The 24,752-nt window shown below is 67.9% G+C and carries 30 protein-coding genes; 20 read left to right on the top strand and 10 right to left on the bottom strand.

Translation table 11 applies throughout. The features are described 5' to 3' along the window. Positions 1-74 precede the first annotated feature (74 nt). From N7590_RS02055 to N7590_RS02040, 4 genes are all read right to left on the bottom strand, one after another. Positions 75-683, bottom strand: coding sequence for a HutD family protein (locus tag N7590_RS02055; RefSeq protein ID WP_164242391.1), 609 nt, complete (start codon positions 681-683; stop codon positions 75-77). A 34-nt stretch (positions 684-717) separates the two neighbouring features. After that, positions 718-1,443 carry a murein L,D-transpeptidase catalytic domain family protein gene (locus N7590_RS02050; RefSeq protein ID WP_164242393.1) on the bottom strand — a complete coding sequence of 242 codons (726 nt, stop codon included), beginning with the start codon at positions 1,441-1,443 and terminating at the stop codon, positions 718-720. Positions 1,444-1,460: 17 nt separating this feature from the next. Continuing rightward, the gene (locus N7590_RS02045; protein WP_164242395.1) at positions 1,461-2,546 is read right to left on the bottom strand and encodes a L,D-transpeptidase; all 1,086 of its coding nucleotides are present in this window, start codon (positions 2,544-2,546) and stop codon (positions 1,461-1,463) included. A 351-nt stretch (positions 2,547-2,897) separates the two neighbouring features. Further along, positions 2,898-3,188, bottom strand: coding sequence for a helix-hairpin-helix domain-containing protein (locus tag N7590_RS02040; RefSeq protein ID WP_272577226.1), 291 nt, complete (start codon positions 3,186-3,188; stop codon positions 2,898-2,900). 234 nt (positions 3,189-3,422) lie between these two features. On the opposite strand from N7590_RS02040, the gene N7590_RS02035 reads away from it, so the two are divergent. The 4 genes from N7590_RS02035 to murU all read left to right on the top strand — a co-directional run bounded on the left by N7590_RS02035 (position 3,423) and on the right by murU (position 7,051). Further along, positions 3,423-4,916, top strand: coding sequence for a M20 family metallopeptidase (locus tag N7590_RS02035; RefSeq protein WP_164242397.1), 1,494 nt, complete (start codon positions 3,423-3,425; stop codon positions 4,914-4,916). Between the two features lie 68 nt (positions 4,917-4,984). Then, positions 4,985-5,254 (top strand): GlsB/YeaQ/YmgE family stress response membrane protein, encoded by a 270-nt coding sequence (locus N7590_RS02030; RefSeq protein ID WP_053449023.1) that lies wholly within the window; start codon positions 4,985-4,987, stop codon positions 5,252-5,254. 64 nt (positions 5,255-5,318) lie between these two features. Further along, positions 5,319-6,344, top strand: coding sequence for a phosphotransferase (locus tag N7590_RS02025; RefSeq protein WP_164242399.1), 1,026 nt, complete (start codon positions 5,319-5,321; stop codon positions 6,342-6,344). Further along, positions 6,341-7,051 carry an N-acetylmuramate alpha-1-phosphate uridylyltransferase MurU gene (murU, locus tag N7590_RS02020; protein WP_053449021.1) on the top strand — a complete coding sequence of 237 codons (711 nt, stop codon included), beginning with the start codon at positions 6,341-6,343 and terminating at the stop codon, positions 7,049-7,051. Before N7590_RS02025 ends, murU begins: the two co-directional genes overlap by 4 nt. Positions 7,052-7,579: 528 nt before the next feature. Here murU and hda read toward each other — a convergent pair. From hda to N7590_RS02005, 3 genes are read right to left on the bottom strand one after another with little or no spacing between them, the layout of a single operon-like run. Continuing rightward, positions 7,580-8,287, bottom strand: a complete 708-nt coding sequence (gene hda, locus N7590_RS02015) for a DnaA regulatory inactivator Hda (protein ID WP_053511546.1) — start codon at positions 8,285-8,287, stop codon at positions 7,580-7,582. Then, on the bottom strand, positions 8,287-9,456 hold the full coding sequence (locus N7590_RS02010) for an AI-2E family transporter (RefSeq protein WP_006423004.1): 1,170 nt from the start codon (positions 9,454-9,456) through the stop codon (positions 8,287-8,289). Before N7590_RS02010 ends, hda begins: the two co-directional genes overlap by 1 nt. Continuing rightward, positions 9,453-10,580: a DUF2066 domain-containing protein gene (locus N7590_RS02005; protein WP_230078980.1), complete on the bottom strand. Its 1,128-nt coding sequence runs from the start codon at positions 10,578-10,580 to the stop codon at positions 9,453-9,455. Before N7590_RS02005 ends, N7590_RS02010 begins: the two co-directional genes overlap by 4 nt. Positions 10,581-10,692: 112 nt before the next feature. Between N7590_RS02005 and purM the strand changes: the two genes are divergently transcribed. The 6 genes from purM (at position 10,693) to N7590_RS01975 (ending at position 14,933) form a co-directional block, all read left to right on the top strand. Then, complete coding sequence (purM, locus tag N7590_RS02000) at positions 10,693-11,751, top strand: phosphoribosylformylglycinamidine cyclo-ligase (protein ID WP_053449018.1); 1,059 nt, start codon at positions 10,693-10,695, stop codon at positions 11,749-11,751. 20 nt (positions 11,752-11,771) lie between these two features. Continuing rightward, positions 11,772-12,257, top strand: coding sequence for a hypothetical protein (locus tag N7590_RS01995; RefSeq protein WP_053449017.1), 486 nt, complete (start codon positions 11,772-11,774; stop codon positions 12,255-12,257). 7 nt (positions 12,258-12,264) lie between these two features. Further along, the gene (locus N7590_RS01990) at positions 12,265-12,702 is read left to right on the top strand and encodes a hypothetical protein (protein ID WP_154582922.1); all 438 of its coding nucleotides are present in this window, start codon (positions 12,265-12,267) and stop codon (positions 12,700-12,702) included. After that, the gene (gene purN, locus N7590_RS01985) at positions 12,699-13,352 is read left to right on the top strand and encodes a phosphoribosylglycinamide formyltransferase (RefSeq protein ID WP_164242737.1); all 654 of its coding nucleotides are present in this window, start codon (positions 12,699-12,701) and stop codon (positions 13,350-13,352) included. The genes N7590_RS01990 and purN overlap by 4 nt, the downstream gene beginning before the upstream one ends. Positions 13,353-13,419: 67 nt before the next feature. Next, the gene (locus N7590_RS01980; RefSeq protein WP_053511541.1) at positions 13,420-14,247 is read left to right on the top strand and encodes a DUF3108 domain-containing protein; all 828 of its coding nucleotides are present in this window, start codon (positions 13,420-13,422) and stop codon (positions 14,245-14,247) included. A 2-nt stretch (positions 14,248-14,249) separates the two neighbouring features. Continuing rightward, a complete protein-coding gene (locus N7590_RS01975; RefSeq protein ID WP_053449013.1) occupies positions 14,250-14,933 on the top strand; it encodes a DUF3108 domain-containing protein in 684 nt (227 codons plus the stop codon). A 122-nt stretch (positions 14,934-15,055) separates the two neighbouring features. Here N7590_RS01975 and N7590_RS01970 read toward each other — a convergent pair whose 3' ends face one another. The 3 genes from N7590_RS01970 to N7590_RS01960 are packed head-to-tail and all read right to left on the bottom strand — an operon-like array spanning position 15,056 to position 16,902. Further along, positions 15,056-15,382 carry an EF-hand domain-containing protein gene (locus N7590_RS01970; protein WP_164242736.1) on the bottom strand — a complete coding sequence of 109 codons (327 nt, stop codon included), beginning with the start codon at positions 15,380-15,382 and terminating at the stop codon, positions 15,056-15,058. Beyond that, entirely contained in the window at positions 15,379-16,650 is a 1,272-nt protein-coding gene (gene murA / locus N7590_RS01965; protein WP_006422851.1) for a UDP-N-acetylglucosamine 1-carboxyvinyltransferase, read from the bottom strand. The genes N7590_RS01970 and murA overlap by 4 nt, the downstream gene beginning before the upstream one ends. Positions 16,651-16,671: 21 nt before the next feature. Next, complete coding sequence (locus N7590_RS01960) at positions 16,672-16,902, bottom strand: BolA family protein (protein WP_006422849.1); 231 nt, start codon at positions 16,900-16,902, stop codon at positions 16,672-16,674. A gap of 54 nt (positions 16,903-16,956) precedes the next feature. Between N7590_RS01960 and N7590_RS01955 the strand changes: the two genes are divergently transcribed. The 10 genes from N7590_RS01955 (at position 16,957) to rapZ (ending at position 24,659) form a co-directional block, all read left to right on the top strand. Beyond that, a complete protein-coding gene (locus tag N7590_RS01955; protein WP_164242735.1) occupies positions 16,957-17,958 on the top strand; it encodes a KpsF/GutQ family sugar-phosphate isomerase in 1,002 nt (333 codons plus the stop codon). Between the two features lie 65 nt (positions 17,959-18,023). Next, positions 18,024-18,572: an HAD hydrolase family protein gene (locus N7590_RS01950; protein WP_164242734.1), complete on the top strand. Its 549-nt coding sequence runs from the start codon at positions 18,024-18,026 to the stop codon at positions 18,570-18,572. After that, entirely contained in the window at positions 18,569-19,144 is a 576-nt protein-coding gene (gene lptC / locus N7590_RS01945) for an LPS export ABC transporter periplasmic protein LptC (protein ID WP_164242733.1), read from the top strand. Before N7590_RS01950 ends, lptC begins: the two co-directional genes overlap by 4 nt. Before the next feature lie 99 nt (positions 19,145-19,243). Then, positions 19,244-19,771 carry a lipopolysaccharide transport periplasmic protein LptA gene (gene lptA / locus N7590_RS01940; RefSeq protein WP_164242732.1) on the top strand — a complete coding sequence of 176 codons (528 nt, stop codon included), beginning with the start codon at positions 19,244-19,246 and terminating at the stop codon, positions 19,769-19,771. After that, positions 19,771-20,490 (top strand): LPS export ABC transporter ATP-binding protein, encoded by a 720-nt coding sequence (lptB, locus tag N7590_RS01935; protein WP_053449007.1) that lies wholly within the window; start codon positions 19,771-19,773, stop codon positions 20,488-20,490. Before lptA ends, lptB begins: the two co-directional genes overlap by 1 nt. Positions 20,491-20,530: 40 nt before the next feature. Beyond that, the gene (locus N7590_RS01930) at positions 20,531-21,952 is read left to right on the top strand and encodes an RNA polymerase factor sigma-54 (protein ID WP_164242731.1); all 1,422 of its coding nucleotides are present in this window, start codon (positions 20,531-20,533) and stop codon (positions 21,950-21,952) included. 58 nt (positions 21,953-22,010) lie between these two features. Then, the gene (gene raiA / locus N7590_RS01925) at positions 22,011-22,328 is read left to right on the top strand and encodes a ribosome-associated translation inhibitor RaiA (RefSeq protein ID WP_279935031.1); all 318 of its coding nucleotides are present in this window, start codon (positions 22,011-22,013) and stop codon (positions 22,326-22,328) included. A gap of 21 nt (positions 22,329-22,349) precedes the next feature. Next, complete coding sequence (locus tag N7590_RS01920; protein ID WP_006422799.1) at positions 22,350-22,802, top strand: PTS sugar transporter subunit IIA; 453 nt, start codon at positions 22,350-22,352, stop codon at positions 22,800-22,802. Next, positions 22,799-23,749: an HPr(Ser) kinase/phosphatase gene (gene hprK / locus N7590_RS01915; protein ID WP_004147299.1), complete on the top strand. Its 951-nt coding sequence runs from the start codon at positions 22,799-22,801 to the stop codon at positions 23,747-23,749. The genes N7590_RS01920 and hprK overlap by 4 nt, the downstream gene beginning before the upstream one ends. Before the next feature lie 25 nt (positions 23,750-23,774). Next, positions 23,775-24,659: an RNase adapter RapZ gene (gene rapZ / locus N7590_RS01910; RefSeq protein WP_053511537.1), complete on the top strand. Its 885-nt coding sequence runs from the start codon at positions 23,775-23,777 to the stop codon at positions 24,657-24,659. Positions 24,660-24,752 lie beyond the last annotated feature (93 nt).

Raw genomic sequence — 24,752 nt, 5'->3', positions numbered from 1 at the left:
GTGGGTGCGAACCTTGGTTCGCACGGTGACGCGGTATCGGCGGCCGCGTCCACGCACGGCGCAGCTCTACAAGATCATGCCCCCGCCGCGCTGATCCGTATCGCCAGCAGTTCGCCACCGCCCTGCAACGCATGTCGCTGCCGCTCACCGGCTGACAACCACGCCGTATCTCCGGCCTGCAACGGCGGCAAGCCACTGTCAGCACCAAATTCGGCCTGACCGGCCAGCAGGTGCAGCGCCCAGGCCACGCCCGGTTCGCAGAAGAAGAACATCGACCCCACCAGCGGCCGGTGCAACAGCTCGGCCTGCAGCAGATCGCGCTTCCACATCAGGTTGAAGTCATGGGTGGTGCCATCGACCAGTTCGCCATGCAGCGCTTCCTCACCAGCAAACCGCACGCGACCGTGCGGTGGCAGCACTTCGGCCACGCGGCCATCCTCGAAGCGAAGACGCACACCATTGCCCTGCAACAGCACCAGCTCGCGCTCCACGCCGGGGAAAGCTGAGAACGCGGCATCCTGCTCGATCTCGGCCACCGACAGGCGCAGCGCCCAGTCATCGCCTTGTGCCGGCAGGCGCAGGATCTCGCGGGTCCAGCCAAGTCCATTCCGCCAGCGTTCGCGGCGATAGTCCAGGCTGGAAATCACCTGGCTCGGGGTGTGCAGCAAGGAGTCGATATTCATCGGCGCATTGCATCACGCCGCGCGCCGTCGCGCATCACCGCGTGGCGAGCGTGCCCTGGCCACCACACTCGCCGCCCAGCAGCTGCGAATGCTTCAGCCAGTCCTGGTCGGGGTAGTAGGCGAACACCATCGTGCCGCCACGCAACGCATCGATCAGCGGCCTGGCCACCGACAGGCGCACCGCCGGGCAGCCCAGGCTGCGGCCAAGCCGCCCCTGCAACTGCGCGGTGGCCGGGTTCACGTAGGGCGCGCCATGGATGACGATCGCGCGTTCGCGCGCACGGTCGTTGAAGCCCGGCTCCAACCCGACCAGGCGCAGCGAGTAGCCGTTGCCGCCCATGTAGGTCTCCTGCGCGGTGAACGCGCCGAGGCTGGACATGAAACTGCCGTCGCGATTGGAGAAATGCTCGGTGCGGTTGTCGCCGCTGTTGCGTCCGTGCGCCACCCATTCCTCGAACAGCAGGCGCTGGTGGGCCAGGTCGAACACCCACAGCCGCGGCTCGGTGGACGGCCGCGAGTAGTCGATCACGCTGAGGCGATCACCATTGATGCCCAGCTCGGGCCGCTGCAACGCACAGCGCATGGCGTGCGCCGCCAGCTGCAACACGTGGCGGTCGGCCTTGGGCGCACTGCGCGACAGCAAGGCAGCCAGATCATCGGCACTGGTGGCAAGGGCGGGCGTCTGTGCCAGCGCCGGGGCGCTGGCGGAGGTCGCCAGCAGGCCGAACGCGGCCAGCCGGCACAGGCGGGATGCAGTCATGTGCACAACGGGGAGGCTCAATTACCCTTCAGGGTGGACCCTGGCGGCTCGGATTCCAAGACCGGCTGCATTCCGGATTCAGCCGGGCTTGGGCGGACCGCCGGCAGCGAGGTGACCAGCAGAGTCGTGCCCGGCACCAGCACCTGGTACAGCTGGCGGGCGAAATCGGCCGGCAGCGCCATCGGCAGCGAGGGCGTGGCCAGCAGGTCCGGGGTGGCCTGGGCACGGTCCTGGCCCAGCAGCGGGTAGGCCGTCCACTGGTGCAGGCGCTGGTTCACATCCAGCGGGCTGGGGGTATCGCTGTAGCCCTGCCCCATCACGAACAGGGTGGTGCCCTGGAACGCCGGCAGGGCGTCGGCCTTCAGCGGCGACTCGCCGATCATCACGCCATCGCGCAATACGTACAGGCGCTGGTCGTGCAGGCTGACCAGGATGCCGACCTGGCCGGCCGGGGCCGCGCTGTCGTTCCACCAGGCCTGTGCGGCACTGCCGCCCTCGGTTTCCGGCAGCGCCTGCCCGCGCGCATTCACCGGTGCCAGCACCGAGGGATAGGCCAGCGTCATCGGCGAGCTCCTGGCATCGGCCACCACCACGGTATCGCCGCGCTGGGTTTCGCTGAACAGCTTCTGCGCGAAGGCCTGCGGCAGGCGCACGCAGCCGTGCGAAGCCGGGTGGCCAGGCAGGCTGCCGCCATGCAGGGCGATGCCATCCCAGGTCAACCGCTGCATGTAGGGCATCGGCGCGCTGTTGTAGAGGTTGGACCTGTGGTCCTTGTCCTTCTGCAGGATGGTGAACACACCGGTCGGCGTCTCGTGCCCGGCCTTGCCCGAACTGATCGTGGTCAGGCCGATGGCGATGCCGTTGCGGTACACGTAGGCCCGCTGCTCATCCAGGCTGACCACCAGCACGATCGGGCCGGTCGGCGAGATTTCCGGATGCCACAGGAACTCGCCCGGCTTGAGGTCGGTCGGCCCGCGCACGTCCGTGGTGCTGGCGGCAGCAGCGGTCGTTTTGGCAACCGTCGTCGGCGCAGCGGCGTGGGCCAGCAGCGGCAGGGCCAGCGCAAGGGCGAGCATCAGGGTCGTGGGGCGGCGCGGAAGCATCCAGCGGTGTCCTTTCCATGCGAAGCGGCCACCGTACACCATCGGCCCGTGGTGGCCGTGGCAAAACCAGGCGCCGGAAATGAAACTGCCCGGCGACACAGCCATGTGTCGTACCGGGCAATCGTTACGTCCTTGTCGGCCTGCTGCCGCCCCCTCGCATCCTGCGCTGTGGGGGTAGCGTTGCGTCCTGCACGCGGCCGCGTCTGTCCTGCTTGTATCTCAGCCCCTTCCACAGGTCTGTGATGCCACCATCCTGGTGATTGGTGCCGCGTCCTGCGGCGGTCGGTGGTCACGGCCATCCTGTCCGTGTCCGGTGAACCAGCCTCCTGCCGGTTCCGACGATTCCTGCTGTCAGCGCCTGGGTACGGTCCGCACCGGTACCGATCCGGGTACCGGATCCGCTGGCAACAGCCTGTTGCCTACGGTGATCCGCTGTCGATTCCGTTCGACGATTGCTTTCCCTATCCCCTTCACCTGCGTCAGGTCCTCGACGCGGTGAAACGGGCCGTGTCTGCGCCGGTGCTCGACGATCGCCTCGGCCTTGGTGGCTCCGACCATCGTCAATCCCTGCTGCAGCGCCTGTGCATCGGCACGGTTGATATCGATCAGTTCGGCGGCATGTGCCCCCGCGATCCCCATCATCAGCACCAGTGCCCTCAACACGACAAACCAAGGCACGACGTGTATCTCCTTGTGGTTCTGGCTGCCCCGACCGGCATTCCCGTCGGTCGAAACAGTGTCCGTCACCACATGTGCACAGCCTATCGGTTTCCCGCATTTCCGTAAGCCAGCCAAATACCCGACGTGATGTAGGAAAAACCCTACCCCGGCACAGGCGTAGAATGCGCGGATCAGCCCATGCAACCGGAGTTTCAGATGGACAGCGCCAAGCTCGGCCAATTCGTCAATGACAAGTGGGACAGCGAGATCGTCCCGCAATTGGTCGACTACATCCGCATTCCCAACAAGTCGCCGATGTTCGACGCCAATTGGGTGCAGAACGGCTACATGGAACAGGCGGTCACCCTGATGGAGAACTGGGCCAAGGCGCAGCAGCTGCCCGGCCTGAAGGTCGAGGTGGTGCGCCTGGAAGGCCGTACCCCGCTGATCTTCCTGGAAATTCCGGCCACCGGCGGCGAAACCGGCGACGACACCATCCTGCTCTACGGCCACCTGGACAAGCAGCCGGAAATGACCGGCTGGGACGACGACCTTGGCCCCTGGACCCCGGTCCTGCGCGGCGACAAGCTGTACGGCCGCGGCGGCGCCGACGACGGCTATGCCATCTTCGGCTCGCTGGCCGCCGTGCTGGCGCTGCAGGCCCAGGGCCTGCCGCACGCCCGCTGCGTGGTGCTGATCGAAGCCTGTGAAGAGTCCGGCAGCTACGACCTGCCGGCCTACGTCGACCACCTGGCCGACCGCATCGGCAAGCCGTCGCTGGTGGTCTGCCTGGATTCGGGCTGCGCCAACTACGACCAGCTGTGGTGCACCACCTCGCTGCGCGGCCTGACCGGCGGCAACTTCACCGTGAAGGTGCTCAACGAGGGCGTGCATTCCGGCGATGCCTCCGGCGTGATCCCGTCCAGCTTCCGCCTGCTGCGCCAGATCCTGTCGCGCATCGAGGACCAGGACACCGGCCGCATCCTGATCGACGGCATGAACGTGGAAATCCCGGCCGAGCGCCAGGCCCAGGCCAAGCGCGCTGCCGAAGTGGTCGATACCGAGATCTTCGAGAAGTTCCCGATGGTCGACGGCCTGCGCCCGATGAACGAAGACCTGACCGAGCTGGTGCTCAACCGCACCTGGCGCCCGGCGCTGTCGGTCACCGGCGTGGGCGGCATGCCGCCGCTGGAATCGGCCGGCAACGTGCTGCGCCCGCAGACCTCGGTGAAGCTGTCGCTGCGCCTGCCGCCGACCGCCGATGGCAAGACCTGCGGCGAACTGCTGAAGGAAGCCCTGCTGCGCGATCCGCCGAACGGCGCCCACGTCACCCTGGACCTGGAGAAGGCCTCCACCGGCTGGAACGCTCCGGCCATGGCACCGTGGCTGACCCAGGCCATCGACGACGCCAGCCAGGCCTTCTTCGGCAAGCCGGCCATGTACATGGGCGAAGGCGGTTCGATCCCGTTCATGGGCATGCTGGGCGAGAAGTTCCCGGGCGCCCAGTTCATGATCACCGGCGTGCTCGGCCCGCACTCCAACGCGCATGGCCCGAACGAGTTCCTGCACATTCCGATGGGCAAGAAGGTCACCGCCTGCGTGTCCAAGGTGATCAGCGAGCACTACGCCGCCAGCCTGCGCGGCGAGACCAGCGGTTCGCCGGTGGCCGCTGACAGCGGCACCCGCCACGGCGACCACGGCTGCTGCTGATCCGGCACCCGTGACGGACGCAGCCTGGCCTTGCTAGGCTGCGTCCACCCCTAGCGGAACGCATGCACATGAATGGTCTGTTCGGCAGCAGCAGCTGGCTCTACATCATCCTGGTCGGCTTCTTCGTCGGCCTGCTTGGGCGCTTCTTCATGCCCGGCAACAACCGCATGGGCTGCCTGCTGACCATCGTGCTGGGCATTCTCGGCGCGCTGCTGGCCGGCTGGTTCGGCCAGTACATGGGCTGGTACGCCCCCGGTGAACCGGCCGGTTTCCTCGGCGCCGTGCTCGGCGCGATCGTGGTGCTGGCGATCCTGCGCCTGTTCAGCGGTCGTCGCTGACGCTGATTCCCCCTTCCCTTCTGTTCCCGACGTTGGCGCGCCCGGCGCGCCCGGATATGCCTGCATGACCGAACCCGCCTCCGATCCCCAGCGCAGCGCGCAGCGCCTGCAGTGGGCCCGTATCCAGCTGGATGATGCCAACGCCGTGGTCGAACGCGCCTCGGTCGATGCCGGCATGCGCAGCTATTGGCGCACCACCAGCACCCGCGGCAGCCACATCGTGATGGACGCGCCGCCGGGGCTGGAAGATCCGCGGCCGTGGCTGCGCATGCGCGGCCTGCTGCACGAGCACGGCCTGCGCGTGCCTGCACTGCTGGCGCAGGACCTGGACGCCGGTTTCCTGCTGCTGGAAGACCTTGGCGGCCCGACCCTGGCGAAGATCCTCGACGAGCGCAATGCCGATGAGTGGTTCGGCCGCTCGATCGAACAGCTGCTGCGCCTGCAGGCGATCCCGGTGCCGGCCGACTTCGGCCAGTTCGGCGAGGCGCTGCTGCAGCGGGATGCCGGCCTGTTCGACGAATGGTTCCTGCAGCGCCACCTGCGCCTGGAACTGGACTGCGCTGAGATCGAAGGCCTGCAGCTGGTGCACCGCCGGCTGATGGACAACGCGCTCGGCCAGGCCCAGCTGATGACCCACCGTGACTACATGCCACGCAACCTGATGCCGGTCGACAACGGCCCGGCCGTACTGGATTTCCAGGACCTGGTGCGCGGCCCGATCGCCTACGACGCGGTGAGCCTGTTCAAGGATGCGTTCCTGAGCTGGCCGCTGCAGCGCGTGGACGAATGGCTGGCGCAGTATCACGAACGCGCACGTACTGCCGGCCTGCCGGTGCCCGACCGCGCCACCTTCCTGCGCGACGCCGACTGGATGGGCATCCAGCGCCACGTGAAGATCCTCGGCCTGTTCTGCCGCCTGCGCTATCGCGACAACAAGGGCCACTACCTGGACGACGCGCCGCGCTTCATCGGCTATCTGGATGAAGTGCTGCCACGCTACCGCGAGCTGGCGCCGTTGCAGCAGCTGCTGGAAGACCGCATCAAGCCGGCGCTGGCCGAGCTGGCCGCACCGATGCGCGTGGCCCGATGAAGGCGCTGATCTTTGCCGCAGGCCTCGGCGAGCGCATGCGCCCGCTGACCCTGCATACGCCCAAACCACTGCTGGACGTGGCCGGCAAGCCGCTGATCGTCTGGCATCTTGAACGCTTGGCCGCGCTCGGCGTGCGCGAGGTGGTGGTCAACACCGCATGGCTGGCCGAGCAATTCCCGGCAGCGCTGGGCGATGGCAGCCAGTGGGGCCTGCACCTGCATTTCATGTACGAAGGACAGACCCCGCTGGAAACCGGCGGCGGCATCCTCAACGCACTGCCGGTATTGGGTGATGCGCCGTTCCTGGTGGTGAACGGCGATATCTGGACCGATTTCGATTTCGCCACGCTGCCCCGCGAGCCGCAGGGCCAGGCGCATCTGGTGCTGGTCGACAATCCTGTGCAGCACCCGCACGGTGACTACCGGCTCGACGCGCAGGGCGTGTTGCATCACGACCGCGAAGGCCCGTGCCTGACCTATGCCGGTATCGGTGTATACCGCCCTTCGATCGTGGCCGATTGGCGCGCGGTGATCGGGGATGCCCCGGGCAGCGAGCGGCGGCCGCCGAAGTTCTCGGTGGTGCCGCTGCAGAAGCATTTCATGGCGCAGGGGTTGATGACCGGGCAGCACCATCGTGGGCGCTGGACCGATGTCGGGACGGTGGATCGCCTGCGCGCGCTGGATGTTGAGTTGGCAGCGAACGGCTGAGCCCCTCGTGGCTGGTCGCGTAGAGCGGATCGCGTGCTTGGCCGGGCGGGTGGGCCATGCAGGGGACGCTGCAAGTACGTCCCTGTAAGCTCGATGGCGCCATCCATGGCGCCAACGCCCCTGCATGGCCCACCCGCCCGGCCCCTGACAGTTTCCGTGGGCGTCCAGCCACGGAAAAGAAAAAGAAAAGCAAAAGCAAAAGCGGGTCGCATCGCTGCGCTCGCTCGCATGTGTCGACCAAGGTCGACACCCACCACAAGCAAGACACGCGTCGACCAAGGTCGACACCCACCAGCAGCAGGGCAGTACGCAGTCCCGGCAGATCGCGGGAATCTGTCGAAGGCGGGGCGCTGTGGGCTTGCGGGGTGTGAGCCGCATGGATGCGGCGACCAAGCCCCCATGGATGGGTTTACGGCGTCCCCGCAAGCCCACAGCGCCCCGCCTCCCCTCAGGAAGCCAGCTTTTGACGTTGACGTTGACGTTGCTTCGGCGGGTGCAGGGCGCAGCCCTGCAAAGCAAACCCCACCCTCAGTAGCGCGGCCGGCCTTCTTCCAGCACCTGGCGCAGGAACGGCACGGTGATCCGCCGCTTCGCCGCCAGCGACTCGCGGTCCAGCCAATCCAGCAGCGTGATCAATCCACCCAGCTCGCGCCCGGTGTGCGACAGCAGCCACTCGATGGCCGCCTCGTCAATCGCCAGGCCCCGGCGCAGCGCGCGCTCGCGCAGCACCGCCGCGCGGCCTTCCTCGTCCAGCGGCTGCAGCAGCACGCGCACGCACTGGCCCAGACGCGAACGCAGGTCGGGCAGCAGCAGGCCCAGTTCGCCCGGTGCCTTCTGCGCCGTGTACAGCACGGTCACACCGGCAGCGCGCGCGCGGTTGTGGAAATCGAACAGCGCGATCTCGTCTTCGCGGTTGCCGGCCACCTCGTCCAGGCCGTCCAGCGCCACCAGCTCGCGCGACTCCAGCCCATCCAGCGCCGCGCGCACGCGGCCCGCAGCGCTGGCCAGCGGCACGTAGGTCGGCAGGCGGCCGGCCTGCTCGGCACTGGAACACATCGCCAGCGCCTGATGGGTCTTGCCCGTACCCGCCGCGCCTTCCAGGTAGACCCAATCGTGGCTGGCGCCGACCGCGATCGCACGCAGCTGCGCCAGCGCGCCATCCGGCGCGCCGATGAAGGTCTCCAAGCGCTGGTCCCGCGGGTAATGCAGGGCCAGCGGCAGTTGCGGCACACCCATCACTTCAGGTCGGGGCCCTTGTCATCCGGAAGAATGATATGAGGCTGGTCGACCACGCCATCAAGCACGATCGCCGGCTTCTCACCCACGTACAGCTCGCTCTGGCGGTAGCGCTGGTGGGCATAACGCAGCAGCACGTTGGTCACCGCCGCCACCGGCAGCGCCAGCAGCATGCCGAGGAAGCCGAACAGCTGGCCGCCGGCCATCACCGCGAAGATCACCGCCACCGGGTGCAGGCCGATCTTGTCGCCAACGATGCGCGGAGTCAGCACGTAGCTTTCCAGCAGCTGGCCGACGGTGAACACCACGCCGACCAGGATCAGCAGCTTCAGGTCGAAGCCCTGTGCCTGCACCAGCGCGGCCACCACCGCCATCAGGATGCCGGTAGTCGCGCCCAGGTACGGGATGAAGCTGATCAGCCCGGCAATCAGGCCGATCAGCAGGCCCAGCTTCAGGCCGACCAGCGACAGGCCGCCGGCGTAGATGACGCCCAATGCCAGCATCACCAGGAACTGGCCGCGGATGAACGCGCCCAGCACCTCGTTGGACTCACGCGCCAGCGCGCTGATGGTGCCGATGTGGTTGCGCGGGATCACCGACGCCACCCGTTCGACCAGCTTGTCCCAGTCGCGCAGGAAGTAGAACGCCAGGATCGGCAGCAGCAGGATGTTGACCACCCAGGTCACCATCGCAAAACCCGAGCGCGAGACGTAGCCCATGAAGGTGGTGGCGAAGCCGCCGGCCTGCTGCCAGTGGCTGCGCACCCATTCGATCAGGCGGTCCGGATCAAGCCACTGCATCACTTCCAGGCCGGTCTTCTGCTCGAACCAGGGAATCCCCTTCTCCATCAGCCACGCCTGTGCCTGCGGCGCGACCGCGATCAGGGTGGTGATCTGGCGCTCGATCATCGGCACCAGCACCAGCAGCAGGGCCACGATCACCAGCACCATCGCCGCGAACACCAGCACCACGCCGGTCATGCGCGAGCGGCCGGTGGCCTCGATGCGGTCGACCAGCGGGTCGCCCAGCCAGGCCAGCGCCAGCGCCAGCACGAACGGGGTCAGGATCGGCGCCAGCAGCCACACCACCCAGCCGACCAGGCCGGCGAACAGGATGTACTTCAGGCGGCGCAGGAACTGCGCGATTTCCGCTTCAGGGGTCAGGGTCATCGCAGGCGGTACTCGTTGCTGACCGGCGCGGCGACCGGAGTACCGGTGGTGTCATCGATCGGGGTCGGCAGGGCCGGCAGCGGCGCGCTCGGCACCAGCACGCCGTTGTCGCCCAGCATGCGGTTGAAGCCGGCCAGGCCGGTGGTCATCTCCAAGCTCAGCTCCAGCTGGCTTGCCGAGGCGTGCAGCGGGGTGACGTTGCGCACCACCGGCACGTCGCGCAGGCCGGCGGCCAGGCGCAGGTAGTCGTCGGCGCTGTTGATGCCGGTCACCACCACGCGATAGGTCCCGGCCTGGCCGGTGGCCACGCCCGCCTTGGCGTAACGCTTGACCAGCGCATCGGCGGCACCGTCGGCGCCGGCGGCCATCGCGCGCATGGCGTTGGCGTCCTTGCTGGTCCACTTGTTCAGTTCACGGCCGTTGTCGACGAACACCCAGTCCGCCTGCCAGCCGCCATTGGCGCGGTACAGCTTGCCGATCAGCTGCATCGGCGGCGAATAGCGCGAGGAGGCGCGGGCCACGGCGGCACTGTCCTGGCGCCAGATGGCCCCGGCCAGCGCCTGCTCGGCGGCGCCGCCGCTGGGCAGGCCCAGCTTGTAGCCACGCTCGATGGCGCGGTTCAGCAGCGGGCGGGCGGCATTGGCCTGCTGCACGCTGACCAGGCGCGGGCCGCTGCCGTCATCGACCGCCAGCCACAGCACCGGCTTCGGCCGCGGCTGCGGCCACAGCGGCAGGCCCAGCGCCGACACCAGTGAATCCACGTCATCCTCGCGGAAGCGCGCCACCAGCAGGGTACGGAAGCTGGGGGCGCCGCTGGCGCTCACGCTCTGGTCCTGCTTGTAGTCGTAGCTGGCCACGTAGTCCTTGGCATTGCGCAGTGCCTGCACCACGCCGGGGCGGGACATCACGCTGCGATCGCCGGACAACTTGCCCAGAACCACGCTCAGCGCGCGGGCCAGGGCGCCGTTGCGATCGGCTTCGGCCTGGCTGTTGACGGGCACTTCTGCCTCGTACGCGCCAGTGGCGGTGGCGACATCACCCTCGGTGCGCAGGCCGCTCTGGGCCATCGTGGCCACCGGCAGGCTCAGTGCAATGAGCAGGGTCAGAATCAGGCTGCGGCGCATCAGGACATCCATTGGCTCGACGTATCCGGGGGGAATTGTTGCCCGAATACGGACTTTGCGCCAATGCGGCCTGTTAAAATCGCCCGTTCAACCCCTGCCAGCGCCGACGCCCGTGACCAACACCCCGTCTTCCGCCCCCTCCCCCCTCACCTACCGTGACGCGGGTGTCGACATCGACGCCGGCAACGAGCTGGTCGAGCGGATCAAGCCCCTGGTCAAGCGCAGCTTCCGCCCGGAAGTGATGGGCGGCCTGGGTGGCTTCGGCGCCCTGTTCGACCTGTCCAACAAGTACCGCGAGCCGGTGCTGGTGTCCGGCACCGACGGCGTGGGCACCAAGCTGAAGCTGGCCCACCAGCTGAACCGCCACGATACGATCGGCATCGACCTGGTCGCCATGTGCGTGAACGACGTGCTGGTGCAGGGCGCCGAGCCGCTGTTCTTCCTGGACTACTTCGCCACCGGCAAGCTGGACATCGACACCGCCGCGGCGGTCGTGGGTGGCATCGCCAACGGCTGCACCGAGGCCGGCTGCGCACTGATCGGCGGCGAGACCGCTGAAATGCCCGACATGTACGCCCCGGGCGAGTACGACCTGGCCGGCTTCACCGTCGCCGCGGTCGAGAAGAGCGAACTGAAGGATGGTGCCAGCGTCGCCGCCGGTGACGTGCTGATCGGCATCGCTTCGTCCGGCCCGCACTCCAACGGCTATTCGCTGGTGCGCCGCATCTACGACCGCGCCGGCCAGCCGGCCGATCTGGAGCTGGAAGGCGGCGTGAAGCTGGTCGATGCGCTGATGGCGCCGACCCGCCTGTACGTGAAGCCGATCCTGTCGCTGCTGAAGTCGCACGGCGACGCCATCCACGGCATGGCCCACATCACCGGTGGCGGCCTGACCGAGAACATCATCCGCGTGGTGCCCGAAGGCCTCGGCCTGGACATCCAGGCGTCGTCCTGGACCCTGCCGCCGGTGTTCCAGTGGCTGCAGAAGGAAGGCGCAGTGGCCGACAGCGAGATGTGGCGCACCTTCAACTGCGGCATCGGCTTCGTGCTGATCGTTGCACCGGACCAGCTCGCTGCCGTGTCCGACGCGGTCAAGGCGCAGGGCCTGGAGCACTGGACCATCGGCCAGGTGGTCAGCGCCGAAGGCGCCGAGCGCGTCCACATCGGCTGATCGCACACCCAGGAGCCCGCATGGACGCAACGCCCCCCGTGTCACCTGCCCCACCGCCTCTGGCGACGGTGCCGGTGTTCAGCGCGCAGGATGCCGACCACCTGCGCATGCTGTCCATCGCGCACTACGTGGTTGGCGGCCTGATCGCGCTGTTCTCGCTGATCTTCATCCTCCACATCGTGCTGGGCATCAGCGCACTGACCGGCCACCTGCCGATGAACTCCGGTGGCCAGCCCACGTCGCCGGCCGAGCAGCGCCTGTTCGGCTGGATGTTCACCATCATCGGCTGCGTCATCGTGTTCGGTGGCGTGACGCTCGGCGCGTTCGTCGCCTATGCCGGGCGCTGCCTGGCCGGCCGCCGCCGCTACCTGCTGTGCCTGATCGTGGCCGGCCTGGCCTGCCTGTTCGCGCCGCTTGGCACGGTGCTGGGGGTGTTCAGCCTGATCATCCTGCTGCGTCCGCAGGTGAAGGCGGCCTTCGAAGCCAACGTTCCTTCCCGCAGCTGAGATTTCCATGGCTTCCGTCCCGCCCCCGTTGAACGTGCCGCCTGGCTGGACCGCGCTCCAGATCGGCGGCCACCTGCACACGCTCAGGATCCTGTTCTGCGTCTACGGCGGCATCCAGCTGGCGCTGTCCGTTGTCCTGCTGATGGCCGCACTGGGTGGCTACATCAGCGAAAGCCGGACCCCCACGGTGGGCATGTCGCCTGTGCTGCTGGCGGCGATCCTCGCTGTCGCGGCGCTGGCCATCGGTGCACTGGGCATACTCAGCCTGACCGCTGCGAACCGGCTGGGGCAGCGCTGCCAGCGCACGTTGTGCCTGGTGGCGGCCGGTGCCGCCTGCCTGGGCGGCGCGCTGGGCATCGCGCTGGGCGTATACGCCCTGATCGTGCTGCTGCGTGCGGATGTCGCCGCCAGCTTCAGCGAACCAGGCGGCGCGGTGGTCGCATGACCGCTCGCATTGCGGTACTGGCCTCCGGCCGTGGTAGCAATCTGCAGGCCATCCTCGACGCGATCGGCGACGGCCGCCTGCCGGCCGACGTGGTCGGCGTGTTCTCCGACCGTCCAGGTGCCGCAGCGCTGCAGCGGGTGGCACCGGGCCTGCGCTGGGCACACGCGCCGAAGGAGTTCAGCGACCGCGCCGCCTATGAGCAGGCGCTCGGCGATGCCGTGCAGGCATCGGCGCCGGACTGGATCGTCTGTGCCGGCTACATGCGCATCCTGGGGGCTGCCTTCGTGCAGCGCTTCGAGGGCCGCCTGGTCAACATCCACCCCTCGCTGCTGCCGCTGCACAAGGGCCTGGACACCCATGCGCGGGCCTTGGAAGCCGGCGATGCCGAGCACGGCGCCAGCGTTCACCTGGTGGTACCGGAACTGGATGCCGGGGCGGTGCTGGCGCAGGTACGGGTGCCGGTGGGGCCCGGCGACGATGCGCAGGCGCTGGCCGAGCGCGTGCTGGCGGTGGAGCACCCGTTGCTGATCGCCACCCTGCAGCTGCTGTGCGCCGGCCGCCTGACTGAACGGGAAGGACAGCCCCAGCTGGATGGTCACCCCCTGTTTAGCCCGTTGGCCCTAGATTCCGCCGGGAACCTGAACCGGTAACGCCCGTGCACACGCCCCGCTGACTGCGGGGCTGGCATCCTGCCCCTCCCTGCGGTCCCTGTCCTTCATGAAGACCACGACCCTGCTGTCCACTTCGCTGCTGCTGTCGCTGGCTGTATTGCCCGCTGCGGGCTGGGGCCAGGCGCAAGCGCCTGCCGCCTCGCCTTCCCCGGCGCCGGTGCCTGCCGTGCAGCCGCCTGCCGAGCCGGCGGCGCCGGTGTTGCCTGCGCTGGCGTGGGAACCACCGCCGCTGCAGCCGTTCACCGCCACCTACCAGGCGTTCTACAAGAGCAAGGAGGCCGGCGACGCCAGCATGCAGGTCACCCACACCGGCGGCAGCCAGTGGCGGGTCGACATGCAGGTGGTGGGCCGCCGCGGCTTTGCCAGCGTGCTCGGCCTGAACATCGAGCAGAGCACGGTGTTCGAGGAACGCGGCGGTGTTTACGCGCCACTGAGCCAGAGCACGGTGCGCAAGGGCCTGTTCCTTGGCAAGAAGGCCGTGGGCACCTACAACTGGCAGGCCGGTACCGCGCAGTGGACCGGTGACGTGAAGAAGGAACGTGCGCAGCCGATCCCGCTGCAGCCCGGCGACCAGAGCGCGCTGCTGATCAACCTGGCGATCATGCGCGATGCGCGCCCGGGTGCCACCATGCACTACCGCTACGTGGACATGGGCAAGGTCCGCCAGCATGACTACCAGGCCGCGCAGCAGACCGAGAACGTCGAAGTCGGCGACCTGTCCTACAACGCGCTGCGGGTCTACCGGACCAACGGCGGCAACAATGAAACCATCCTCTGGATCGCCAACGGTGTCCCCACCCCGGTGCGCATCCTGCAACGCGAAGACGGCGAAGACCGCGTCGACCTCCGCCTGATCGAATACCAAGGAGTCTGAGCATGAGCACCCTGACCCGCCCCCTCACCTGGATCGCCGCGGCCGCCCTGTCGATGGCCAGCCTGCCGGCCATGGCCCTGCAGCCGTTCAAGGCCGATTACCTGGCCAGCTACATGGGCATGCAGGCCAATGGCAGCATGACCCTGAGCAGCGAGGGAGCCAACAAGTGGCGCTACACGCTGCAGGTGAAGAACCAGCTGGCCGACCTGAGCCAGAGCACCGTGTTCGAAGAAGTGCGCGGCCAGCTGCGCCCGCTCAGCAGCCAGGACCGTTCGGCGCTGCTGGTGAAGAAGCGCAACGTGCAGGCCAACTACAACTGGAACAGCAACCAGGCCACCTGGACCGGCGACATCAAGCCGGACCGCGCGGGCCCGATCGCACTGAAGGCCGGTGACATGGATGCACTGCTGATCAACCTGGCGATCGCCCGCGACCTGGCCGCCGGCAAGCCGCTGACCTATCGCATGGTTGACGAAGGGCGCATCAAGAACATGACCTACCGCGTGATCGGCAAGGAGTCGATCACCGTGGGTGGCAAGAGCTACGAAGCCACCAAGGTCTCGCGCGCCGACGGCAACAAGGAGCTGATCGCCTGGATCGTGCCCGAATTCCCGGTCCCGGCACGCATGCTGCAGCGTGAGAACGACCGCGACGCGCTGGACCTGACCATCAAGGCGATGAACTGACGCGCGAACCGGTAGTGCCGGCCGCTGGCCGACATTCTCGCGATGCTCCACGAGGTTCATGGGGCTGCCGGCCAGCGGCCGGCACTACCGAAAGGAAAACGCCCGCTTTCGCGGGCGTTTTCTTATTTCTTCGCTTCGGCCGGCTTCGCTTCCGCCGGCGTGAACTCGGTGCGGCAGTCCACGCGGATCTGCTCGCCCGTGCTGCGCCAGACGAAGGTGCGGCAATGGCGGTTGCCGTCCTGGCTGTCGTTCACCGCAACCGCGTAGAACGACTCGATGATCTCGTCACGCGAGACGGTGCCATCGCCGTTCCAGTCCATGTCCTTCTGCTCGATGCCCTGGGTGATGGCGATGTTGGCGTACCAGGCGTAGCCCAGCCACGCCAGCACGATCAGCACCAGCGCCAGCAGCGCCTTGCGACGCGGGCTGAACTTGCCGCGCAGGATCATGGCACGCGCCGGATGGTGGCACCGAGCGAAGACAGCTTCTCTTCGATGTTCTCGTAGCCACGATCAAGGTGGTAGATGCGGTCGATGGTGGTGTCACCGTCGGCCATCAGGCCGGCCAGGATCAACGACGCCGACGCGCGCAGGTCGGTGGCCATCACCGGCGCACCACTCAGGCGTTCGTGGCCACGGGCAATGGCCGTGTGGCCTTCGACCTGGATGTCCGCGCCCAGCCGCAGCAGTTCGTTGACGTGCATGAAACGGTTCTCGAAGATCGTTTCATTGATCACGCCCACGCCGTCGGCCACGCAGTTGAGCGCCATGAACTGCGCCTGCATGTCGGTCGGGAACGCCGGGTACGGCGCGGTGGTCAGGTTGACCGCCTTCGGCCGCTTGCCCTGCATGTCCAGGGTGATGCTGTCATCGGTGGTCTCGATCTTCGCACCGGCCTCGACCAGCTTGGACAGCACCGCGTCCATGGTGTTCGGGCGCGCACGATTCACGGTGACCTTGCCACCGGTCATCGCCGCGGCCACCAGGAAGGTACCGGTCTCGATGCGGTCGGGCAGCACTTCGTGGCGGCCACCGGACAGGCGCTCGACGCCTTCGATGACCAGGCGCGCGGTGCCCAGGCCTTCGATCTTCGCGCCCAGCGCGATCAGGCAGTGCGCCAGATCGGTCACTTCCGGTTCCATCGCGCAGTTGTCGAGAATGGTGGTGCCTTCGGCCAGCACCGCGCCCATCAGCACGTTCTCGGTGCCGGTGACGCTGACCATGTCGAAGGTGAAATGACCGCCCTTCAGGCGCTTGGCCGAGGCCTTGATGAAGCCGTTCTCGACCACGATCTCGGCGCCCAGCGCCTGCAGGCCCTTGATGTGCTGGTCGACCGGGCGCGAACCGATCGCGCAGCCGCCCGGCAGCGACACTTCCGCAGCGCCGAAGCGGGCCAGCAGCGGGCCCAGCACCAGGATCGAGGCGCGCATGGTCTTGACCAGCTCGTACGGCGCAACGTGCTGGTTGACCGGACGCGGATCGACCACGATCGCGCTGCCGCGCGACAGCGTGCCCTGGTCGATGGTGACCTTGGCGCCCAGCTCGCCCAGCAGCTTCACCGTGGTGACCACGTCGTGCAGGTGCGGCACGTTGGTGATCTCCACCGGCGCATCGGCCAGCAGGGTCGCGCAGAGAATGGGGAGGACGGCGTTCTTGGCGCCGGAGATGCTTACTTCACCGTGCAGCGCAGCGCCGCCGGTCACAACGATCTTGGCCATGTATTCGGGATCTTCTGCGGTTCAGCCGGCTTCGGCCGGGGTCACGGTTTTCAGCGCCAGTGCGTGGATCGCACCGCCCATCAGGTCGCCCAGGGTGGCATAGACCATCCGGTGGCGGGCCAGCGGCATCCTGCCGGCAAAGGCCTCGCAGACCACGGTCGCTTCGAAATGCACGCCATCGTCGCCACGCACGTCGGCACGGGCGCCGGGCAGGCCGGTTTCGATCAGATTGCGGATGGTGTCGGCGTCCAACGGGCTTTCCTAATAAAATGATCGCTCATTCTACTTCCGCTGCGTGGCGTCCGCATGGCCGAGCCCCTCCTGCCCTTCCGTTCCGTCGACCCGGCCAGCCTGGTCGCCAGCGGCCGCCGTGTCTTCGACATCGAGCAGCAGGCCCTGAATGCGGTCGCTGCCCGCCTCGGCGAAGCGTTCCAGCAGGCCTGCCAGGCCATCCTGTCCAGCCGCGGCCGGGTGGTTGCCACCGGCATGGGCAAGTCCGGCCACATCGCCCGCAAGATCGCCGCCACCCTGGCCTCCACCGGCACCCCGGCGTTCTACGTGCACCCGGGCGAGGCTGGCCATGGCGACCTGGGCATGATCACCGAGGACGACGTGGTGCTGGCGCTGTCCTATTCGGGCGAGTCGGACGAAGTCCTGATGCTGCTGCCGGTGCTCAAGCGCCAGGGCAACCTGCTGATTTCCATGACCGGACGCCCGCAGTCCAGCCTGGCCGCCGCCGCCGACATTCACCTGGATGTCAGCGTGCCGGCCGAAGCCTGCCCGCTGGACCTGGCCCCGACCTCCAGCACCACCGCGTCGCTGGCAATGGGCGATGCGCTGGCCGTGGCCCTGCTCGATGCGCGCGGCTTCACCGCCGACGATTTCGCCCGTTCACACCCGGCCGGCAGCCTCGGCCGCCGCCTGCTGCTGCACATCACCGATGTCATGCACACCGGCGACGACCTGCCCACGGTCGGTGCCGGCGCCAGCCTCAGCGAAGCACTCATGGAAATGAGCCGCAAACGGCTGGGCATGACCGCAGTGGTCGACGCCGACGGCGTCCTGATCGGCCTGTTCACCGACGGCGACCTGCGCCGCGCGCTGGACAGCGCGCTGGACGTGCGTACCGCGAAGATCGCCGATGTGATGACCCGCAACCCACGTACCATCGGCGCCGACCAGCTGGCCGTCGAGGCCGCGCGGCTGATGGAGACCCACAAGATCACCGGCCTGATCGTGGTCGATGGCCAGGGCCGCGCGGTCGGTGCCCTGAACATTCATGACCTGTTGCGGGCGCGGGTGGTTTAACCGACAGTCCGTAGACCCCATTCAGTCTGTATCGTCCATCCGCCCACACCGAGCCTGCCGCCCTGATGCCCTGGTCCCCGCTGCCCGCCTTTCCCGCCCACCTGCATGCCGCCGCGGCCCGTATCCGCCTGGCGTGCTTCGACGTGGACGGCACCCTCACCGACGGTCGGCTGTACTACGACAAGGACGGCAATGAGAGCAAGGCGTATTTCGTGCAGGATGGCCTGGGCCTGAAACTGCTGCAGCAGCACGGCATCCATCCCGTGCTGATCACCGCGCGCAACAGCCAGTCCGCGCTGCGCCGTGGCGCCGATCTCGGCATCGACACCCAGATCGCCGTCGGCGACAAGCTGGCCAGCGTGCACGCGCTGTGCGCGCAGCACGGCATCGGCCTGGAACAGGTGGCCTTCATGGGTGACGACCTGCCGGACCTGGCGCCACTGGGTGCGGTGGGCCTGGCCGTGGCCCCTGCCAACGCGCATCCGTGGATCGCCGAGCGCGTGCACTGGCAGACCCGCGCCGAGGGCGGGCGTGGCGCTGCACGTGAACTGTGCGACGTCCTGCTGGCCGCCCAGGGCCACGTGGACGCCGTCCTGGCGAGGTTCAGCGCATGAACCGGCCGACCCTGAACTGGCGCACCGTGCTCGGCATCGGCCTGCTGCTGGCCGCACTGCTCAGCAGCTGGGCCGCGCTGCGCAACCGCGACAAGGGACCGGCCAACGGCGGCAACGAGGTCGGCGTGGACTACATCCTGCACGACTTCACCATCGTGGCCCTGGACGAGCAGGGCAAGGAATCGACCACCCTGCGCGCACCGCTGCTGGAGCGCCAGCGCGGTGACCAGACCATCAGCATCGCGACCCCGCTGTTCGAAATGCCCGACAAGGACGGCAAGCACTGGACGCTGCGTTCGGAGACCGGCTGGCTCAGCGCCAAGGGCGACGAAATGAAGCTGCGTGGCAGCGTCGCAGGCGACAGTCCCGCCGGCCCGGGCGTGCCGCCCACCACCTTCCGCACCGACCACCTGGACGTGTTTCCGAAGGAAAGCCGTGCCCGCACCGATGCGCTGGTGACCATGACCCGGCCCGGGATGGAACAGTCCGGCGTCGGTTTCGAGGTGGATTCGAAGAACAACACGTATCATTTCCTCAGCCAGTCCAAGGGCCGCTACACGCCCCGGCACTGATCCCGCCGCCAGCCTGCGACGTCCCCGGACAGGCGCAAGGCCGGCAGCCCCTCCCCGCCCCCGGTTTCCGGGAGCCCTCCACCGGTACAACGGACCCCGATGAAGATTCCCTTTGCAGCCGTACTCGCGCTCGCACTTGTTGTGCCCAGCGCCGCCTTCGCCAAGTCCACCGACCGCAACGAAGACATGCACATCGATTCCGGCGCCCAGTCGGGCATGCTCACCGGCGACGGCAAGACCGTGCTGTCGCAGGGCGTGATCATCACCCAGGGCACGCTGGACCTGCGCTCGTCCGAGGCCGAGATCTACCTCAAGGACGGCGAGCCCGTGCGTGCGGTGTTCACCGGCAAGCAGGCCACCATGAAGCAGCAGCTCGACGATGGCACCTGGATGGACGCGGTGGCCGATCGCATCGACTACGACATCAAGACCGAGATCATCACCCTGACCGGCAACTACAAGGTCACCAGCGCGCGCGGCACCAACGCGGGCCAGCGCATGGTCTACAACACCCGCAGCGGTGAGATGAACTCCGGTGGCGACGGCAGCCGCGTGCGCACCGTCATTCCGCCGAAGAACAAGAACCCGGCCGCACAGCCGACCAAGCCTGCCGGGAGCAAGAAGTAATGCTTGTCGCCAAGGGCCTGCGCAAACGCTACAAGCAGCGTGAAGTCGTCAAGGACTTCGGGCTGACCCTCGATGCCGGTGAAGTGGTCGGCCTGCTGGGCCCCAACGGTGCCGGCAAGACCACCTGCTTCTACATGATCGTCGGCCTGGTCGCGGCCGATGCGGGCAGCATCGTGCTCGACGGCCGCGACATCACCGGCGACCCGATGTACACCCGCGCCAAGCAGGGCGTGGGCTATCTGCCGCAGGAGCCCTCGGTGTTCCGCAAGCTGACCGTGGCCGACAACATCCGCCTGGTGCTGGAACTGCGCGAGGACCTGGATTCGGCCGGCCGCGAACGCGAACTGAGCAGCCTGCTCGACGAACTGCAGCTGGGCCACGTTGCCGACCAGCTCGGCGCCAGCCTGTCCGGTGGCGAACGCCGTCGGTGCGAGATCGCCCGTGCACTGGCCGCGCAGCCGCGCCTGATCCTGCTCGACGAGCCGTTCGCCGGCGTCGATCCGATTTCGGTCGGCGAGATCCAGCGCATCGTCACCCATCTCAAGCAGCGTGGCATCGGCGTGCTGATCACCGATCACAACGTGCGCGAGACCTTGGGAATCTGCGACCGCGCGTATATCCTCGCCGAGGGTGCCGTACTGGCCCAGGGCTCGCCGGAGGCGATCCTGGACAACGCCGACGTACGCCGCGTCTACCTTGGGGATTCGTTCAAGCTGTGACGGCGGGCACCCGGGCACTTTCCATCCTTTCGGCACAGGTATGAAGACTCGGCTGCAGACATCGTTGGGACAGCAGCTGGTGCTCACGCCCCAGCTGCAGCAGGCGATCAAGCTGCTGCAGATGTCCACCACCGAGCTGGAGCTGGAAATCGCCCAGGCCGTGGAAAGCAATCCGCTGCTGGACTGGGCCGACAGCAACGACAACGGCGCCACCAGCGAAGGTGGCGATGGCAGCGACGGCGACACCGCCGCCGAACCCAGCGGGAACGGCGACGACTGGGCGCCGGCTGAACTGGACTGGAGCGCCGCCGGCAGTGGCGGCAGTTTCGATGACGACGACGACAACGGCAGCGCCGCCGAGCGCGTGGCCGAAAGCGAGACGCTGGCCGATCACCTGCTGTGGCAGCTGCACCTGTCTCATCTGTCCGCACGCGATCGCAGCATCGGGGCCGCGCTGATCGATGCGCTGGACGACGATGGCTACCTGCGGGAACCGCTGGCGGCCATCGCCGAAACGCTGCTGCCCAGCATCCATGCGGACCAGGACGAGATCCTCGCCGTGCTGCATCGCATCCAGCGTTTCGATCCGGTCGGCGTGGCCGCACGCACGCTCGGTGAATGCCTGCAGCTGCAACTGGACGTGTTGCCCGCCGACACGCCAGGGCTGGTGTTGGCGCGACAGATTGCCGCAGGCCCACTGGAACGGTTGCCTCGCAGCGGCGTTGCCGGGCTCGCCCATGAACTGAAGCAAGCGCCGGCGGACGTCGAGACCGCAGTCAACCTGCTGCGTTCGCTGGACCCGCGTCCAGGCACGCAGATTGCGCCGCTTTCGCAGGACACCTACGTGGTGCCCGACGTGGTGGTGTGGCGGCAGAACGGCGTCTGGCGCGCGGCACTGGCCGGCCATGCCGGGCCGAAGGTGGTGATCCACCGCGGCTACGAACAGCTCATCCGCCGCTGTGGCGAGGCCGATGCCGGCTATCTTCGCGCGCAGCTGCAGGAGGCGCGCTGGCTGCTGAAAGGGCTGCAGCAGCGCGGCGAAACCCTGCTGCGGGTGGTGCGCAGCCTGATCCTGCAGCAGGCCGGATTCCTCGAGTTCGGCGAACAGGCGCTGCGCCCGCTGACCCTGCGCGAGATCGCCACCGAGCTCGGCCTGCACGAATCGACGATATCGCGTGCGATCGCGCGCAAGCATGTGCGCACGCCGCGCGGCACCCTGCCGCTGCGCGCCTTCTTCGCGTCGGGCATCGATACCGAGGGCGGCGGCGAGGCGTCCAGCACGGCCATCCAGGCCATGATCCGGCGGCTGATCGACGACGAGAACCCGCGCAAGCCGCTTTCTGACGCCAAGCTGGCTGACCTGCTCAAATCGTCGGGAATTCCAGTAGCGCGACGCACCGTGGCGAAGTATCGTGAAGCCATGAACATTTCCGCCTCGCACGAAAGGGTCAGAATCGCTTGACGCGCCGCCGCGCCCGGCGGAGAGGTTCATTGGCACATCCGAACACAGGAGAAACCCGATGCGCATCGAAACGTTTGGCAAAGATGTCGAAGTCACCCCGGCCCTGCAGTCCTATGTAGAGGAGAAGCTGGCCCGGATCGGAAAACACTTCGACCAGCACTGCGAAGCGCGGGTGACCCTCAAGCTGCAGAAGACCGAGCATCACGTCGACGCCAGCCTCAACATCCCGGGGCAGACCCTGCACGCCGAGGCCGGCGGCCAGACCATGTATGCCGCGATCGACCTGCTTGCGGACAAGCTTGACCGCCTTGTGATCAAGCACAAGGAGAAAAAACAGCAGCACGCGCGGCTGCCGGTGGGCGACAATGGTGGCTGATCGCCACTGTTCCCCGCAGACATGCCCCTGACTGACCTCCTGGCGGCCGTGCAGACCCAGCTCTGCACGGCCACCGACCGCGACAGCGTCCTGCAGGCCGCCGCCGGGCTGCTGGCCTGCCGCCAGGCCAATGCCGAACAGATCTACCTGAACCTGTGCCAGCGCGAAGCGCTGGGCAGTACCGCGATCGGCCACGGCATCGCCATTCCCCACGGCCGCGCGCCGACCCTGGACCGCCCCCGTGGCGCCCTGCTGCGGCTGGCGACCCCGGTCGACTTCGGTGGCGACGAGCCGGTGGACCTGGTGTTTGCGATGGCCGTCCCCGCCCACTACACCCACCAGCACCTGATGCTGCTGTCCGAGCTGGCCGAGTTGTTCTCCGCGCCCGACATCCGCCAGGCGCTGCGCGCGGCCGGCGATGCCCGGGCCCTGCGCCAGGCCCTTGAGCTGACGCCACCTGCGAGCGCCGCATGAATACCAGCATCACCGCCCGTGAACTGTTCGAACAGCAGCGCGAGCGGCTGGGGCTGCGCTGGGCCGCCGGCAAGTCCGGCGAGAAGCGTGAACTGGAGGCCGGCAATACGGTCTCGCGGCGGCCCTCGCTGGCCGGCTACCTCAATGCGATCTACCCCAACAAGGTGCAGATTCTCGGCACCGAGGAGCTGTCCTGGCTGGACGCGCTGGAACCGCGCCAGCGCTGGGAGACCATCGAGAAGATCATGCAGTCGCACCCGCTGGCGCTGGTGCTGACCCGCAACCAGCCCTGCCCGGAAGACCTGCGCGCCGCCGCGGACGAGTCCGGTACGCCGCTGTGGCTGTCCCCCAAGCGCGGCCACGAACTGCTCAACCACCTGTCCTACCATCTGGCGCGCACGCTGGCACCACGCGTGATCCTGCATGGCGTGTTCATGGAGATCTACTCCATCGGCGTGCTGATCACCGGTGAAGCCGGGTCGGGCAAGAGCGAACTGGCGCTGGAGCTGCTCAGCCGCGGCCATCGCCTGGTGGCCGACGATGCACCCGAATTCACTCAGATCGCCCCCGACGTGCTCGACGGTACCTGCCCCGAACTGCTGCAGGACCTGCTGGAAGTGCGTGGCCTGGGCGTGCTGAACGTGCGCGAGATGTTCGGCGACACGGCTGTAAAGAAGAACAAGTACCTTCGGCTGATCGTCCATCTGACCAAACCGATGACCGAACCCACGCCACATGGCTACGAGCGCCTGACCGGCGATTCGGGTACCCGCCATGTGCTGGACCTGGACGTCCCGCTGATCACCCTGCCGGTGATGCCTGGCCGCAACCTGGCCGTGCTGACCGAGGCGGCCACCCGCCTGCATATCCTGCGCACCAAGGGCATCGATCCGGCGGCGATGTTCATCGCCCGCCACAGCAATCTGCTGGAACGGCGAACGCCCTGACCCCTGTCTTTCGAAGAGCCCGTCCATGAGCACCGCCACCCCCACCGCCCCGACCCTGATCATCGTCAGCGGCCTGTCCGGCTCGGGTAAATCCGTCGCCCTGAAGACCTTCGAGGACCAGGACTACTACTGCTCGGACAACCTGCCGATCAATCTGCTCCCGGATTTCGTGCGCAGCCTGCTGGCCAACCACGACGGCAGCGCGCCGCGCCGGCTGGCGGTGGGCATCGACGTGCGCGGCCAGGCCGATCTTGGCCAGTTGGGCGACTGGCGGCGACTGGCCACCGACGCCGGCGTGGAGGTGAAGGTACTGTTCTTCGAGGCCAGCGACGAAACGGTGCTCAAGCGCTATGCCGACACCCGTCGCCGGCATCCGCTGAGCCAGCTGGGCCTGTCGCTGCCCGAAGCGATCGCACGCGAGCGCGTGCTGACCGCCCCGCTGCGCCGCGAGGCCGATGCGGTGATCGACACCAGCGCGCTCAACGTGCACCAGCTGCGGCGACGGATCATCACCGAGTTCACCCTGGACCACGCCACCCGGCTGTCGCTGCTGTTCGAATCGTTCGCCTACAAGCGCGGCGTGCCGGCCGAGGCGGACTTCGTGTTCGACGCGCGCGTGCTGCCCAACCCGCACTGGGACCCGGAGCTGCGCGCGCTGAGCGGCCGCGAGCCGGGCGTGCGCGACTACCTGGAAGCGCAGCCCGACGTGCAGCGCTACCTGGCCCAGCTGATGGACTTTCTCGATACCTGGCTTCCCAAACTGGGCGACGGCACCCGCAGCTACGTGACCGTGGCGTTCGGCTGTACCGGCGGCAAGCATCGCTCGGTGTTCCTGGCCGAGCGCATGGCCCGCCACGCACGCGAGATGGGCTGGGAAGACGTGGCGACCTACCACCGCGAGCAGGATTGAGGGGGGCGGCCGGGCTGCGCCCGGCACCCGCGGTAGTGCCGGCCGCTGGCCGGCAACCTCAACAGCAAATGCAGCATTCCGTGGGAAGACGGG

Source organism: Stenotrophomonas sp. GD04024, from assembly GCF_029837545.1.
Lineage (GTDB): Bacteria > Pseudomonadota > Gammaproteobacteria > Xanthomonadales > Xanthomonadaceae > Stenotrophomonas > Stenotrophomonas forensis.
This window is presented reverse-complemented; position numbering and strand designations above follow the sequence as displayed.

Excerpts from the sequence above, each read along its gene's own strand:
- N7590_RS02010 (WP_006423004.1), bottom strand. The coding sequence starts at position 9,456 with ATGACCCTGACCCCTGAAGCGGAAATCGCGCAGTTCCTGCGCCGCCTG.
- rapZ (WP_053511537.1), top strand. The coding sequence starts at position 23,775 with ATGAGCACCGCCACCCCCACCGCCCCGACCCTGATCATCGTCAGCGGC.
- purN (WP_164242737.1), top strand. The coding sequence starts at position 12,699 with ATGACCGCTCGCATTGCGGTACTGGCCTCCGGCCGTGGTAGCAATCTG.
- raiA (WP_279935031.1), top strand. The coding sequence starts at position 22,011 with ATGCGCATCGAAACGTTTGGCAAAGATGTCGAAGTCACCCCGGCCCTG.
- murU (WP_053449021.1), top strand. The coding sequence starts at position 6,341 with ATGAAGGCGCTGATCTTTGCCGCAGGCCTCGGCGAGCGCATGCGCCCG.
- N7590_RS02055 (WP_164242391.1), bottom strand. The coding sequence starts at position 683 with ATGAATATCGACTCCTTGCTGCACACCCCGAGCCAGGTGATTTCCAGC.
- N7590_RS02025 (WP_164242399.1), top strand. The coding sequence starts at position 5,319 with ATGACCGAACCCGCCTCCGATCCCCAGCGCAGCGCGCAGCGCCTGCAG.
- N7590_RS01955 (WP_164242735.1), top strand. The coding sequence starts at position 16,957 with ATGGCCGAGCCCCTCCTGCCCTTCCGTTCCGTCGACCCGGCCAGCCTG.
- lptA (WP_164242732.1), top strand. The coding sequence starts at position 19,244 with ATGAAGATTCCCTTTGCAGCCGTACTCGCGCTCGCACTTGTTGTGCCC.
- N7590_RS02030 (WP_053449023.1), top strand. The coding sequence starts at position 4,985 with ATGAATGGTCTGTTCGGCAGCAGCAGCTGGCTCTACATCATCCTGGTC.
- N7590_RS01920 (WP_006422799.1), top strand. The coding sequence starts at position 22,350 with ATGCCCCTGACTGACCTCCTGGCGGCCGTGCAGACCCAGCTCTGCACG.
- N7590_RS01930 (WP_164242731.1), top strand. The coding sequence starts at position 20,531 with ATGAAGACTCGGCTGCAGACATCGTTGGGACAGCAGCTGGTGCTCACG.
- N7590_RS01975 (WP_053449013.1), top strand. The coding sequence starts at position 14,250 with ATGAGCACCCTGACCCGCCCCCTCACCTGGATCGCCGCGGCCGCCCTG.
- hda (WP_053511546.1), bottom strand. The coding sequence starts at position 8,287 with ATGGGTGTGCCGCAACTGCCGCTGGCCCTGCATTACCCGCGGGACCAG.
- N7590_RS02040 (WP_272577226.1), bottom strand. The coding sequence starts at position 3,188 with ATGATGGGGATCGCGGGGGCACATGCCGCCGAACTGATCGATATCAAC.
- lptC (WP_164242733.1), top strand. The coding sequence starts at position 18,569 with ATGAACCGGCCGACCCTGAACTGGCGCACCGTGCTCGGCATCGGCCTG.
- lptB (WP_053449007.1), top strand. The coding sequence starts at position 19,771 with ATGCTTGTCGCCAAGGGCCTGCGCAAACGCTACAAGCAGCGTGAAGTC.
- N7590_RS01995 (WP_053449017.1), top strand. The coding sequence starts at position 11,772 with ATGGACGCAACGCCCCCCGTGTCACCTGCCCCACCGCCTCTGGCGACG.
- N7590_RS02035 (WP_164242397.1), top strand. The coding sequence starts at position 3,423 with ATGGACAGCGCCAAGCTCGGCCAATTCGTCAATGACAAGTGGGACAGC.
- murA (WP_006422851.1), bottom strand. The coding sequence starts at position 16,650 with ATGGCCAAGATCGTTGTGACCGGCGGCGCTGCGCTGCACGGTGAAGTA.
- N7590_RS02045 (WP_164242395.1), bottom strand. The coding sequence starts at position 2,546 with ATGCTTCCGCGCCGCCCCACGACCCTGATGCTCGCCCTTGCGCTGGCC.
- N7590_RS02005 (WP_230078980.1), bottom strand. The coding sequence starts at position 10,580 with ATGCGCCGCAGCCTGATTCTGACCCTGCTCATTGCACTGAGCCTGCCG.
- hprK (WP_004147299.1), top strand. The coding sequence starts at position 22,799 with ATGAATACCAGCATCACCGCCCGTGAACTGTTCGAACAGCAGCGCGAG.
- N7590_RS02050 (WP_164242393.1), bottom strand. The coding sequence starts at position 1,443 with ATGACTGCATCCCGCCTGTGCCGGCTGGCCGCGTTCGGCCTGCTGGCG.
- N7590_RS01970 (WP_164242736.1), bottom strand. The coding sequence starts at position 15,382 with ATGATCCTGCGCGGCAAGTTCAGCCCGCGTCGCAAGGCGCTGCTGGCG.
- N7590_RS01980 (WP_053511541.1), top strand. The coding sequence starts at position 13,420 with ATGAAGACCACGACCCTGCTGTCCACTTCGCTGCTGCTGTCGCTGGCT.
- N7590_RS01990 (WP_154582922.1), top strand. The coding sequence starts at position 12,265 with ATGGCTTCCGTCCCGCCCCCGTTGAACGTGCCGCCTGGCTGGACCGCG.
- N7590_RS01950 (WP_164242734.1), top strand. The coding sequence starts at position 18,024 with ATGCCCTGGTCCCCGCTGCCCGCCTTTCCCGCCCACCTGCATGCCGCC.